Source organism: Xylanibacillus composti (genome assembly GCF_018403685.1).
Lineage (GTDB): Bacteria > Bacillota > Bacilli > Paenibacillales > K13 > Xylanibacillus > Xylanibacillus composti.
In genome coordinates, this window is the sequence record NZ_BOVK01000051.1 from 19,758 (window position 1) to 33,673 (window position 13,916).

At 53.1% G+C, this 13,916-nt stretch carries 10 protein-coding genes; 2 read left to right on the forward strand and 8 right to left on the reverse strand.

What is annotated here, in order from left to right:
* Nucleotides 1–37 precede the first annotated feature (37 nt).
* The 5 genes from XYCOK13_RS16610 to XYCOK13_RS16630 all read right to left on the reverse strand — a co-directional run bounded on the left by XYCOK13_RS16610 (nucleotide 38) and on the right by XYCOK13_RS16630 (nucleotide 8,090).
* Entirely contained in the window at nucleotides 38–1,546 is a 1,509-nt protein-coding gene (locus tag XYCOK13_RS16610) for an extracellular solute-binding protein (RefSeq protein ID WP_213413360.1), read from the reverse strand.
* Nucleotides 1,547–1,575: 29 nt separating this feature from the next.
* Nucleotides 1,576–3,876 (reverse strand): helix-turn-helix domain-containing protein, encoded by a 2,301-nt coding sequence (locus XYCOK13_RS16615; RefSeq protein WP_213413361.1) that lies wholly within the window; start codon nucleotides 3,874–3,876, stop codon nucleotides 1,576–1,578.
* A 150-nt stretch (nucleotides 3,877–4,026) separates the two neighbouring features.
* A complete protein-coding gene (locus tag XYCOK13_RS16620; protein ID WP_213413362.1) occupies nucleotides 4,027–5,166 on the reverse strand; it encodes a glycoside hydrolase family 88/105 protein in 1,140 nt (379 codons plus the stop codon).
* A gap of 165 nt (nucleotides 5,167–5,331) precedes the next feature.
* Entirely contained in the window at nucleotides 5,332–6,600 is a 1,269-nt protein-coding gene (locus XYCOK13_RS16625) for a glucuronate isomerase (RefSeq protein WP_213413363.1), read from the reverse strand.
* A 17-nt stretch (nucleotides 6,601–6,617) separates the two neighbouring features.
* Nucleotides 6,618–8,090, reverse strand: coding sequence for a tagaturonate epimerase family protein (locus tag XYCOK13_RS16630; RefSeq protein ID WP_213413364.1), 1,473 nt, complete (start codon nucleotides 8,088–8,090; stop codon nucleotides 6,618–6,620).
* Between the two features lie 171 nt (nucleotides 8,091–8,261).
* Between XYCOK13_RS16630 and XYCOK13_RS16635 the strand changes: the two genes are divergently transcribed.
* Nucleotides 8,262–9,116, forward strand: a complete 855-nt coding sequence (locus XYCOK13_RS16635; protein WP_213413365.1) for a helix-turn-helix transcriptional regulator — start codon at nucleotides 8,262–8,264, stop codon at nucleotides 9,114–9,116.
* 21 nt (nucleotides 9,117–9,137) lie between these two features.
* Here XYCOK13_RS16635 and XYCOK13_RS16640 read toward each other — a convergent pair whose 3' ends face one another.
* Complete coding sequence (locus XYCOK13_RS16640; protein WP_213413366.1) at nucleotides 9,138–9,746, reverse strand: uracil-DNA glycosylase; 609 nt, start codon at nucleotides 9,744–9,746, stop codon at nucleotides 9,138–9,140.
* A 170-nt stretch (nucleotides 9,747–9,916) separates the two neighbouring features.
* On the opposite strand from XYCOK13_RS16640, the gene rlmD reads away from it, so the two are divergent.
* Entirely contained in the window at nucleotides 9,917–11,404 is a 1,488-nt protein-coding gene (gene rlmD / locus XYCOK13_RS16645) for a 23S rRNA (uracil(1939)-C(5))-methyltransferase RlmD (protein ID WP_244865217.1), read from the forward strand.
* Between the two features lie 757 nt (nucleotides 11,405–12,161).
* On the opposite strand, the gene XYCOK13_RS16650 is transcribed toward rlmD, so the two are convergent.
* A complete protein-coding gene (locus XYCOK13_RS16650; RefSeq protein WP_213413368.1) occupies nucleotides 12,162–13,028 on the reverse strand; it encodes a carbohydrate ABC transporter permease in 867 nt (288 codons plus the stop codon).
* Nucleotides 13,029–13,040: 12 nt separating this feature from the next.
* Nucleotides 13,041–13,916 carry a carbohydrate ABC transporter permease gene (locus tag XYCOK13_RS16655; RefSeq protein ID WP_213413369.1) on the reverse strand — a complete coding sequence of 292 codons (876 nt, stop codon included), beginning with the start codon at nucleotides 13,914–13,916 and terminating at the stop codon, nucleotides 13,041–13,043.

Sequence of the window (13,916 nt, forward strand, 5' to 3'; positions counted from 1 at the left end):
TAGAGGGCAGAAAGATGCCACTTTCAACTAGCGACATTCATTTGTACTTGTGCATGCGATAAGCCCGGTTGTATTCCTGCATGACCTGCTCGCCTCCTTGCTCTAGCCATGCCTGGATGGCGGCATCGAACCCAGCGGCATCAATCTCGCCCAATATATATTCATACGTGGCGTTGGTGATAATCTCTTGAAGGAGCGTCCCCTTCTCTACATCCGTCGGCGAATAGAGCGGATTAGTCGGATCATGGATCAGGAATTGTTCATTCTCATGAATCAGCGCTTCCGCCTTGACCGCAGCAGGCACGGTACGGCTCGCCTCGTAACGTCCGTTCGTCTCCGGCTCGCCTATCAGCAGACCGCGATAATTGCGAACCTCCTGATCGATCAAATCGTGATCCTCGATCTCCTTCGCCTTGCCATTCTCCACCGTATAATGTCTGTTCTCGATCCCCCAGAACATCAAGTTGGCAATCTTCGGCGTCATGGTCGCATCGTAAAAGGTTAAAATACGCCGCAGCTCTTCCTCAGACCGCACCGATTCCTTGGGGAACAGAAGAACATTCCCGTAGCCGGGAATCGACCATATGCCGTACCCGCCGTCAGGTCCGGCTATCAGGTTCTGCACATCCAGCAACGCATTCGTGTCATGCCGGGCTAGCTCCTGTTGCAGCCGCTGCACATCCTCCAATGAACCGATGTACACGCCGGCCTTGCCCTGCACGAATAAATCCCATTGGTTGTCCTTGCTCGTCAGCGGGAAATCGGCATTCATGTACCCGTTCTGCACGAGCATACGGAAATAGTCCATCGTCTCCCGATAGGCCGGAAACATGAACTCGGGCAGCAGCCTGCCGTCCTGCATGCCCCAATAATTCGGCGTTCCGAAATACGAAGCGACCGTCTTGAACGCGCCGTAGACCAGATCGTTCCGATCACTGAGACCAATGGTGTCCGCCAGCCCGTTGCCGTCCGGGTCCTCCTCTGTAAATTGCCGCAGCATTTCATACAGCTCATCGACATTGCCTGGCGCATCCAAACCAAGTCTGTCCGCCCAGTCCTGACGATAGATAACACCTTGCCGGGCTAGCGGACGGCCCAGATACAGCGCATAAATCTTGCCATTCACTTCCGTATTGGCCAGAATGCCGGGCTTTAGCTTGCCGAGATGCTCGTACTCGTGCAGATAAGGCCCGATTTCCCAAAAGTGCTCCTCGTAAATCAATTCCTTGATGTGCTGAAAGGTCGATTGGTTTTTCAGGTAGACGACTTGCGGAAGCGTTCGCGTAGAGAAGGAGCTGTTCAGCTTGTCGACATAAGCCTCAATCGGCACCCAGGTAATATCCAGATCTGTCTCTGTCTCCTCCTCAATCAGCGACAAGAGCATGTCAGAAGGAGGCTCCCGGGTGAACAAATTGGCCATGATGCTGATCGTTGCCCGATCAGCTGTTCCGCCAGCCCGCGGATCCGGAACGTCCGCGCGGCTGCAGGCGGCAGCACTCCATACAAGCAAGATGCAAATCAGCGCAATCAACGGCCTTCTGTACATGAGCGGTCCCCCTTCCATTCGTTCTCCCTTTATACGGATTCCTTGTACTTCTCACGATATAGGCCTGGCGTCATTCCTTCCAGCTTCCGGAAAGAACGGATGAAATTTTGCGGATTATTGTATTTGAGCTTCTCCGCGATTTCCCGGATCGTCATATTGGTCTCTATCAGCCAACTCTTGGCCATCGCCAATCGGTAATTGGTCAAGTATTCGCTGAAGGTTAAACCTGTTTCCTTCTTGAAGACGCTGCTTAAGTAATTGGCATTATAGTGCAGCTTGGAGGCGCATTCCTCGAGCGTGATCTCTGTGTCATAGTACTGCTGAATCATGTCGATGATTTGCTCGGAGATCGTATGATACTGGGAATCGCGCCGATCGCTGAATACCTGCAGCAGCGGAAGGATCACCTTGTCCTTGAACCATTCTTCGATCTCTTCCCGCATATGAAGCGACAGCAGCTCCTCATAGAACGAGCTGCCATACGCCCCCGTCTGCTCATAGCTGATCCCTGCCTCCTGCTGGGTGACCAGCAGCTTGTTCAGCAAGCGCATGATGGACACCTGGTACTCCTGCGGAGAACGCGCACGCTCGAACGCTTTATCCATCCAAACCCGCAGCTGCTTGAGCGCTTCATCCCTGTCGGCGATCTTGATCGCATCAACCAATTCCAGCTCGGCCTGCGCAGGGTAGTAGTAGAGCATCGAATGCTTGCCGGCATTCAGATTGCGGAACGGAATGATCACGCCTTTGCCCAGCAGCATGCGATGCTTCAGCGCTTCCATTCCTTCCTGATAGGCACGCGGCGCCTTCTTCACGGCATGAAACGGCAGGCTGATGCCTATGCTGACAGATAAGCCCAAGTATTCCTGGATGTGCGCTTGCAGCTGCTCCGTTACCTGGTATACATAATCATTCATCCACCCGTCCGCGTCTTTCTCCGTACCCAGCAGAAGCACCAGCGTATGATCCAGCCACACGGTAGGCAGGCGCTGCTCGTTCGGCACAGTCTCCTCCACGATATTGGATACCGCGAATGCAAGCAGCTCCATGTCCGCCAGATCGTAGCGCGTGTTCTCCAGCGTATCGATCTGCAGCGTCAGCACCGACATGGTTCTCCAAGAGGTCGCCGCCCGGTCAAGACCGAAGTAGGCCAAACGCTCTGTCAGCTCCCCTGCCCGAATGGCGCCGGTGAACAGGCGGTTCAGAAACAGCGTGCGGATTTGCTGCGTATGGTCCTTGATCTCGGACTCCATGCGCGAATGCGAGGAGAACAGCGTGCGGATATGCTCCTCGATGATCTGCAGCTCATTTTTGGACTTGCGGGTTTCCTCGCTGCCGTTCTCCGTTATAAATTGCAGCAGCTTGTGCACAGGCGAATATAAGCGCTTGCTGGACAGCCAGACAAAGCAGACCGAAACCGCAATGATAATCATGCTGATCGCAAAGGTAAAGAGACCAATCTCCTTCGATTCACGCGTCAGTTCGTCAATGGACACGACGGACAAGTACGTCCAATGATTGAATTCAGACTGGTAATAGGTCACCGTGTACGGATGGTTCTCATACAGCACGCGGTACTGGCCCGACTCCCCTGCCCATTCTGCATGATCACGGAAATAGCCGGTATCGCGCAGGGACTTGCCTATCCACACAGGATCGCTGTGGGCGATAATGCGGTTCGACGCATCCGCGATCATGACTTCCTTGCTCTCTTCCGCCTGAATGAGCGCTGCAATGGCGCAGGCCGGTATATTCGCAAATGCAAGCGCTTTCTTATTTGCTTTGCGAACAGGGAGCTTTTTGACCAAGCTGACGGTATACGCACAGTTCGAATTTGAGATTTTATCCCGGAACTGTTGATTGTCCAGCAGCACCCAGGCGGAGCTTTGCTCTAATGCAAAAAACGCCGCGAACTGCTGGTGGTCCGCGTGCTCATCCATTCGGTACAGGCCCGAGTTTTTGATCAGCCAGTTTTGCTCGGCATTCAGCAGAACCACATCTTCCACCTTCGTATCGAACGCCTGCAAGTGGCTAATTTCCTTGCGCAAATCATTGTAAATTCTGAAATCGCTTGCACGTAGAGGCGTGCGCAAAACGTCCGCCATGATTGTGGAATCGACCAAGTTCGTCAGCGTATGATTGACCGTCATGAGGATTTGCTCAATGTTCGAATTGACTTGTTTGATAAATTGCATTTCTCCGACGTTCACCTGCTTTTGCACTTGGCTCGACGAACGGATGTAGGAGAAAGTGCCCACGAAGACAACCGGGAGGATGCTGATCAAACAGCCGAATACGATCATTTTTGTCAACAAGCTTCTGCTCTGCAAATGACCATCCCCCTTTAGCCTCACAGACTTGCTTTCTCCATTATATTACCATGATTATACACATTGTTGCGCTCTTCTTTTTCTAATTTCGCATCGATTCATCAGGTTGCGATTGCCTGACGACCGCAGTCGATGCGCCTGCATCGGCTCCTAGTCAAGCTGCTGCTCCAGCTTCTCCATTTCCACACACGCCAGCACGAAAGCGCCTACGCCATGAAGGTCGTTCTCGCTTCGCGGTCTTGCGACATAGTGGGCATAGTCGCCAACCCCTGTGCCAATACAAATGTCGGGCATGATGAGCCGGCCTGCGGCATCCCGGTACAGCTTGTCGAGCAGACCGCTGAAGCCCTTTCGGGCGTATCCCGCCATACCATGATCCAGGAACCCCTGCCGAATGCCCTTGGCCAGCGTGTAGACGAACAGGCTGGAACACGAGGTTTCCAGCCAATTGTCCGGACGGTCGCCCTTGTCAACCACCTGATGCCAAAGGCCGGTGTGCGCATCCTGATAAGGGACAACCGCCTTCGCCAGCTCCTGCACTTCCTGTATAAGGGCGGGACGAGCTTGATGGCCTTCCGGAAGCAGGTCAAGGAAATCGAGCAGCGCCAGCCCGATCCAACCGATCGCCCGTCCCCAAAATTCCGGCGCCCGGCCAGTATGCGGCTCAGCCCAAGGCATGCTTCGGCTCTCATCCCAGGCGTGATAATACAAGCCTGTCTGTTCGTCCTTCGTGTGCTTGCGCATGAGGCGCTCCTGCTCCAATACCATCTCATAGAGGGCAGGGTCGTTATACTGCTTGGCATAGGACATAGCGAAAGCGCCGCCCATATACAAGCCGTCCAGCCACATCTGATACGGATATTTATCCTTGTGCCAGAAGCCGCCCTCCGAGGTGCGATTGAACGTCGGGAACAGGGCCAGCAGCTTTTCCGCCGCCCGCTTGTAGCGCGGGTCCGCGAACTCCCGATCCAGCACGAACAGCAGCAGACCGGCTTGAATCGAATCCAGCTCGCTCTTCTCGCAGATGACATTCCCCTGCGGATCGACCAAGCTGTCCACGTAACCCTTGATGTAAGCGAGAAATTCCTTATCCCCCGTTTGCTCCCATATACGCTGCATGCTGAACAAAAATACGCCTTGGTGATAATGCCATTTGCCGGCTGGCGGAAGCTGCTCTGCTTGATAAGTCGCCATCAGCGCCCGGCATGCCTCCATCCCCCATTCCAGCGGGGACAGCCCTTCGACCTGCTGGCCCTGCACCGGTGAAGCCGGCTTCTGATCCGTATTCATCCTTCTTCCTCCCCTTGTAAAAGCTCTATAGCCCGAACCGGTATTCGTTGTATCGCATTGCCCGGCAGTTGTCTAATCTTTTTCCTTTCAGATCATACAGCTATTACGAAATTCCGCATCGTCCACGAGTTTCAGCAAACTTATACCGCGAGGGGGGCCCTGCCCTTAAGAAGGAACCTCGACCATGTCCTCGCGGCCGACGAAGCGCCAGAAATTGTTGCGGAACAGGTCACTGACATCGCGCTCGATTTCCTGCCGCTCGATCGTCCAGCCTGTATCCAGCAGATCGCTGTACTTGTCAATCAGCACTTCCGCGATAATCGCCTTGGAATGCTTCCACTTGTAGATCAGTTGATCCAGCACCCGCGCGTCGGAATGCTGCGGCACCATGCTCAACCCAACCAGCTCCGTGCGCATGCGGGTCATCTCCTCAATGATGACCGGGTTGTTCATAAACCACCAGCAGCCGAAGATCATCAGATTGCGGAATTTGCGCGCCAGCACACAGAGCTCGTGCTGATTTTCCCGCGCCAGCATCGTCACGATAAATTTGTTGTCCGGGTAATGGGCAAGCAAGTGCTCAAGCGGCTCCAAGCTCGCCTTCGCCACGAAATCGCCTGCGTCGCCCAGCGCCGGATGAACTCGCTTCTTGACGCCGATCATCATGGCGAACGGAAGGCTTCTCTTCTTCGAGAGCGGCAGGATGCAGTCTCGCAAAATCCGGCCGCGATCCGACTCCTCCGGAAATGCAAACGCAGGCGGAAGAGAAACGGCCATGTACAACGGCTTCATGCGGGCAATCCAATCGGACAGGAAGCGCTTCACCTCCTGAATCGATTGCTCCGTCCATGAGTCTTCCACTGCATAGCCCCACTCTCTGAGCCGATGCTTGGTGTCCGCATACTCATTCAGCAGCGGATCCAGCCGCAGCACTGCATGGAAACGGCCGTCAGTCTGCTCGCCATCCAGCCAGCGGGTCCGCTCGCGATCATCGAAGGGATCGTTCGTCATGACGACATGATCCACATTCGCCAGCTCCAGCACTTGATCCACTTGGCCGAATGCGTCCTGCCGGGCAAACGCCTCCCGAAAGGCTTGCAAATCTCTGGACGCGGTATCCAGACCGAAGCCTTGCAGGGTCGTCAACACGCCTCTGCATGCTTCACTGATCGGCGAGTGCTCGATAAACAGCTTGTTCCAGATGAGCTCCGCCTGCTCCTGCTTGCCGAGCTTCCAGAACTCCTCCACCGGGATGTCCGTCCAACGCATAACCTCAGCCACCAGATAGTGGTACGTCAACAGCTCATCCACTCCCCACAGCAGCAAATCGCCGAATTGAGGCGGGTACAAGTGAGTGTGCATATCCGTTACCTTTTGCCTCGCTACAATGTCTCTGACCGCTACGGCCAGCTCTTCCCGCGATTGAATGCCCATGCCATGTTCCTCCCTCGTCATGACTTGCCCAGCAGTTCCAGATGACGGCCGATATGACCGCGCAATGCCTCTGCATAGGCTTCTTCCTGCCGATCTAACGTTTCATAGAATTCCGTCTTGAACAATGACTTCCCCTGCTCATCCTGCGCCTGCAGCAGCAGCCCATACGTGATGTGAATGAGCTGCCGGGCATTGTCTTCTTCTATATAAGCAGGAAGCTGCTCATCCGGAGTCCGGTCCAGCGGGGCAATCTCTTCGAGCTTCATTGACACATGGTAGTACGCCAATGCCTCCTCCACATGCTCCAGCGCATAAGCATGCATGCGGCGATACAGCGTCGGGTTCACCTGCGCCACCGTGCGCACAGCTTCCAGCCAGTTTGTTCCCGCCGTCTTCACGTGGAATCGGCCCGATGTATGCTTGCCGATGATCGGGAACACGCTGAACTTGTCGCTGCCGGAATGGATGCTCAGCTTATAGCCGAAATGGTCGGCAATGGCGGCATGCACCTTCAATTCCTGCTCGAATTGACCCAGATCCCCGATGTAATCGATCCCTTTCTGGAACTCTCCGCAAAACCGGGGCGCCATGCTGTATATGTGCACGCCGCGCTCCCGAAGCTCTTGCGCCACCATGAAATGAGCAGCCGGATCAGTCGGCGTCAAGGTTTCATCGATCGATATTTCAAAATCTATCTCGCGCCCTGCCGGAACGATGTATGTGTTGTATATGCGCTCCATGAAGTCAATCGCCTTGCTGTAAATGCAGACGTAGCCTTGCAGAGTCCCGGCATCGAAGGCAATGGACTCTTCCCCGATTGCGAAGGTCTTGCCGCTGTATCGCTGCTCATATCTCTCTCTGATTGCCGAAGGATACGTTTCGTAAGCCTGCCTGATCTGTCCCCCGTCCATGCTTGCCACATCATTGTCGATATGCTCGGAGCAGTCAAGGGTCAACATCGTAAAACCCAGCCGCAGCGCCAGCTCGATGTCGGCTTCCGCCTTCAAATGGTCGCCATCCGCACCGAAGCCGTCACGGAATCCTTCTTGAAAAACAGCGTAGCACGCGGCATCCAGCACCTCCTCATAGCTGCGTCCGGTCAAATGCAATTCGCGAATGCTTTGCTGGGCCAGTACGGGCCAAATCTTCTTCCCTTTCACCGCCTGAAGCTGTCCGGGTCCCGCAATGCCGAGGCGATCCCCCAGTCCGATTGTCGCGATCTCTGTGCCCAGCGCTCTTGGCGCGGTGTAGGGAAAGTAGCGATTGAGCACTTTTCGGTTGTCATGTGTCAGAGGGGCCGCCTTCGCTTCACCTTCCGCGATCACGGTTCCATCCAGTTCTTCGAACAACTCGCCCTCCCCGACTGCCAACAGGAACTTCCCCTCCTTGCCCCGCACCATCGCAAGTGCAGTCCCACCATGGGCATCCAAGGACTTGTCGTATACCTTCCATCCCGAGGAAGCCGCAATTTGCTTCAACGCTGCTGCCATCAGACCACTCCTCTATATTATGAATTCGCTTTCATAATAAGGCAATAAGCGTATGTTCTCCACGTCATTCTTGCTGATTTCGCCCCATTATGATACGATTTTGCTATGAGTCGCCCAACATTCCCCTTTTAATTGGGCATGTAGCGTGCAAACGAAAAGGAGCCAAGCGCCATGCAAGATCAAATCGTCTCGTGTTATGGCCAAGAGAACGATCCCTTCCACTTTGAGCGCATGCGGAGGTTCCAGCCGTTCGAGCGAAAAAACCATTATCACCGCAACTTCGAAATCAATTACTTGTATCAGGGCAGACGCTCTTATTTTATCGGGGACCGTTCCTTCACTGTGGAGGCCGGAGATCTTGTGTTTATCCATGAATACGAGGTGCACAAAGCCTCGATTCTCGATTCTCCTCGCCATGAACGGCTCGTGCTGAATTTCAACAAGCTGTTTCTGGAACCGCTCGATGCCCCTATGCTGCACGAGCTGCTGGAGCCGTTCCGCCTGCCGCATCGCGTATTGCGTCTCAAAGTAGCGGATCAGCTGTTCGTGCAGGGGCTGTTTCAGAAGATGGAGCAGGAAGCGGAAAAGCGCGAGTTCGGGTATGAGCTGTATTTCAAACAGCTTCTGACCGAATTGCTGTTGTTCGCCAAGCGCCAAATGCAGCGGCAGCAAACGGCCGAGCATGAGCATGTCAGTCCGATGCACCAGAAAATATCCGCCATAGTCCAAGAAATCAATCGCTCCTATACCGAGCCCTGTTCGCTGGAGGACTGGGCGGTCCGATTCCACACCAGTCCGTACCATCTCAGCCGCTCCTTTCGCAGCGTAACCGGATTCTCCCTTGTGGAATATGTCAATATGACGCGCATCAAGGCTGCATGCAGATTGCTGAAGCAAACCGATGACAAGATCATCGATATCGCCCAGCAGGTCGGCTACGACAACCTGGCGCATTTCGGCCGTCAATTCAAGAAGTGGGCCAAGGTCACCCCGGGCATATACCGAAAAATGGAGACAGCAGATTAAGTAGTGTCTTGCAAGTCGCATTCACTCGCTGCTGTCCTGCCTGCGCTTCGTCGCTTTTCCCCTCTCCTTCAGCTCTCGCGCCACCATGGCCAAATCCTCCAGGAAGTACTTCATTAAGACAGGCCTTCTTCTGACAGCCAGCGGATGATAGGTAAACGTCGTCGGCAGCCCGGCGGCCTGATGCCAGCTTCCGCGCAGCCGTTTGACCTCGGCGTCTTCCCCCGGGACTAGCGCTTGCGCTACAACATTCCCGAGTCCCAATAGCAGGTCTGGATGCTTATCAGCGAGCTGCAGCTTCCAATACGGCGCGCACGCCTCTCTTGCCAGCGGCTTATCGTAAGCCCGCAGCGGCCGGCACTTGAGCAAGTAGCTGACATAGACCGCATCCGGCTCTACGCCAACCTCGTGCAGTCCTTGCTGCAGCGTTTCCCTTGTCCCGCAGACGAAGGGTGCGCCTTCCTTGTTCTCCCGCGCGCCCGGGTTGTCCAGCAGCACGAACAGCGGCGCCTCCGGATTGCCTTCTCCCCAGATCACACGTCCTCTATGTCCGGCCAGCTCGCAATTTTGGCAATTGACCGCATAAGGCGGCGCCGGTTCCTCCGGCCATATCGCAGGCTTGAATGCAGTCATAGTCTCGTCTCCTGTTCTCCCCCATTTGGGGTGTGGTGGCTTGCCCTTGCTCTCCTGAATGTTTTTCATAGTTTTGCCCCTTGTGGCAGGGCATCATGCGCATGTTGGGGAATGCGGACTTGCTATGCTATAGTGAAGGAAAGGCAAATGAAGGAACGGAGCGAAGCAGCATGAAGGACAATAAAACCAACTATTCAAGAAAGCCCGAGCCGAAGCGGACGGGGACATACTCATCGCAAACCCAATCGCCAACACGCCAACACGCTGGACCTTCGCCGAGGACTGCATCCGCCGAAGAAGTACGGACAGGCGACCGCCTTGTCGTCACGATCAAGCGCATCGGCATCAACGGCGAGGGCGTCGGCTACTACAAGCGCAAGGCCGTATTTATTGACCGTGCGTTGCCGAACGAGGTTGTGAAAGCGAAGGTCACCCAGGTGGAGCCTGGCTTTTTGAAAGCGGAGATTGTCGAAATCGAGAAGCGCTCCCCCGACCGCCAGCAGCCGCCATGCGCTGTCTACGAAGCTTGCGGAGGGTGCCAGCTGCAGCATATGACTTACAAAGGACAATTGCAAGCCAAGGAAGAGCTGGTGCGCGAGGCGTTCCGGCGCTACACTCGGCTGGCGGAACTTCCGCTGCGTCCCATCCTCGGCATGGAGGACCCTTGGGGCTACCGGAACAAGGCGCAGCTGCAAGCCGGACGTGATGCCGAAACCATCGTCACAGGCCTCTATGCGGCGGGCAGTCATCGCCTGGTAGATATCAGCGGCTGTCCGATCCATCATCCGGTCGTCAATCAAGTCGTGGAACAGGTAAAGGCGATTATGGAGGAGCTGCATATATCCATCTACAACGAGCGGGCGCGAAAGGGGGCGGTTCGCACTATCGTCGCGCGGGTCGGACAAGCTAGCGGTCAAGTGCAGTTGACACTAATAACCGCAGAAGAGCGCATACCGCATGCCGATCGCCTGGTGGCCCGCGTTCGCGAGAAATTGCCCATGGTCGCCACGATTGCGCACAACATCCACAAGGGCAAGTCGCCGCTCGTCTTCGGCGAGACGACGCACGTACTGTGGGGAAACGAACGATTGGAAGAAACGTTGGGCGATGTGCGGTTCTCGCTTTCCCCCCGCGCTTTCTTCCAGCTGAATCCGGCGCAGACGATCAAGCTGTACAATGCGGCGCAGGAAGCGGCAGCGCTAAGCGGCACGGAGTTAGTCGTCGACGCCTATTGCGGAACGGGCACCATTGGCCTGTGGCTCGCTCCGCAAGCCCGCGAGGTGCGCGGCATTGAAGTGATCCCGGAAGCTGTTCGGGATGCGCGCGACAATGCGCGCACCAGCGGCATCACGAATGCGAAATTTTACGAGGGACGGGCAGAGCGCTTGCTGCCGCAATGGGTGAAGCAGGGCATTCGCCCCGACGTGGTCGTCGTCGATCCGCCGCGCACCGGCTGCGAGCGCCCTCTGCTCGACGCCATCGCCAAAGCCCGCCCGGCTCGCTTCGTCTACGTCTCTTGCAATCCATCCACGCTCGCCAAGGACTGCCAGGTGTTGCTCGACAGCGGCTATCGCCTCGAATGGGTCCAACCCGTTGACATGTTCCCGCATACGGCACATGTGGAGTGCGTACTAAAGATATGTCGCGTCGATACTTAAAAAGCGTATATTCCATTATTAGAAAAAAAATCTCCTTCACACGAGATAACAATGACTATAGAAATTAAGGTGTTGAAAGACAAAATTCAAGTGGATCTGTAACGGAACGCAGAGACGTTATTGGGCGAAAAAATGGAGGCTGGAAATTGTAACGGAAGTGAGCGACGCTATTGGGGCTAAATCCACTGCAGATCACAGCAAAGTGACCCAATAAGGTCTCCTGGTTCCGTTAGAAATTGCAAAGCACGAATTTGACCGCATTAAGGTCTCCTATTTCCGTTACAAGGTTAGCCCGTGCGCAACGTTCACGAGGACGGACGGTTTAGACACGTGAATAATGCAAGCATGGAGTGTGGTGAATGAATGGTTCGCGGAAACTGGTGGAGAACGAACCCCTCATTTTTGTTAAATGCATGATTTTAATCCGTCAACTTAATCAGCTTAATCATTCAGTCCGTCATCCGGCACGCTTCCAACCGGACGTACGAAGAGCAGGATGATCGCTTTGTTTGCCCGAATGGTCGATACGTTCGCTTTCAGAAATACCAGACGACAAGAAACGCTTCTAGCCTAGAGCAAAGCTTCAAGCTCTATAAATGTGGCATCCGCCTCGCTACTTTCCTGCAAAAGCAGCCGCACAAAAAAAGTTGGACAGAAAACATTACGTTTTTTCCGCCCAACTTTTTATTTTGGGGACTTATTGGACAGCCCCGTTTTACAATTCTTTGTTCTGCTAAACTCATAGTTGTCCCATTCTTTATTCTTTGACAGCGCCGGTATTTAAGCCGCTGATCAATTTCCGCTGGAACAAGATATACACAAGAACGACAGGGATCATGATGATGATAACGCCCGCAAAGAGCTCTCCCCACTCTGTCTTATATCTTTGGCTCGTTGTCAGGAATGCCAAACCCAAAGGCAGTGTTCTTTTTGTTTCCGAACTTAGCAGCGTTAAGGCAAATGCATATTCGTTCCAATACCACAAGAAATTAAAAATTGAAATGGTAATTACGCCCGGCCTTGCCAGAGGAAACATAATACTTCGGAAAATCCGATAATGCGAAGCTCCGTCGATCATGCCGGCTTCTTCCATATCCCTGGGGATGGACTTGAAAAATCCGATCAGAACGAATACGGAAAATGGCATGGCATAAGCCGTATACACAATGATCAAACCCAGATGACTGTTTGTCAGCCCTAAGGACTTCATAAGGGTAAATACGGGGATCGTCCCAAGCACACTCGGAACCAACAAACCAGCGATGATTAACGATTGAATGATATTGCGCCCGGTAAATGTAAACCTCGATAAAATATACGCCAACATGGAAGACAATATCAATGTAAGCACAACCATCCCTGCGGTTACCAATATGCTGTTCGAGAAGTAAGTGCCGATCTTCGCTGAATGCCATGCATTCACGTAATTTTCAAATGAGAAAGTTTCCGGAAGTCCCCATGGATTCTCATAAAACTCCCTGCTCGTTTTGAACGAGGTGTACATGACCCATATAAGGGGGAATAATACTATTAACCCATAAATCAGCAGCGCTCCCCTGATGACGAAGTCGCCCAACGTATGCTTACCTACGATCTTCCCTGTTTTCTCATTTTTCGGTGTCATTATGCCGACCTCCTAATCATGACGTTGCGTCAACCGCATGATCAACAGGGATATGATAAACATGAGCATAAACAAGCTCATTGCGATCGCGGTGCCGTATCCAAAATTGCTGTTTATAAAAGCTTGTTCGTAAAAATAAGTGGTCACCACCTCCGAAGCCCGATTAGGCCCACCCTTGGTTGTCACCGTAATTAAGGCAAACGTATTATTAACAGAATTGATAATGAAAAATACTAGAGTGATCTGAATGGTATACCAAATCCCCGGAAGCGTAATATTCCAAAATTTCCGAAAAGCTCCCGCCCCGTCAATATCAGCTGCTTCATATAGTGATTTCGGTATCGTGTTAATCGCAGCTATAAATAATACCATATAAAAACCCATTTGCATCCATACTTGCGGGGCCAGCAACGCAGCTTTTACAGTACTGGTAGAGCCAAGAAGCGCATAATTCGGATCAGAATGGCCCAACCATTTCATAATTGGGTTGAACAAACCGAAAGATGGATTAAAAATAAACATCCACATAATCGCTACAACAACAATAGAAAGCATATTCGGAAAGAAATACAATACCCGGTAAAATGGAATCTCGGGATATTTCTTCGAGGTAAAGATCACTGCGAAAAACATAGCCAAGGCAAAAATAAGAACGGACGAAAAAGCAATAAAGTAGAAATTGTGGTATAACGCTTTAAAGACAACCGAATCGGTAAAGACTCGTTTGAAATTGTCTAAGCCCACATAAGTCATATTTTGCGAATATCCGGACCACTTATAAAAGCTGATTCGAAACGAGTTCAGGAACGGATAAACGAAAAAAAACAAGTATACGAAAAGCGGAGGCGCTAAAAACGCTAGTATAAATATTTTTTGTTTTTTCTTCAT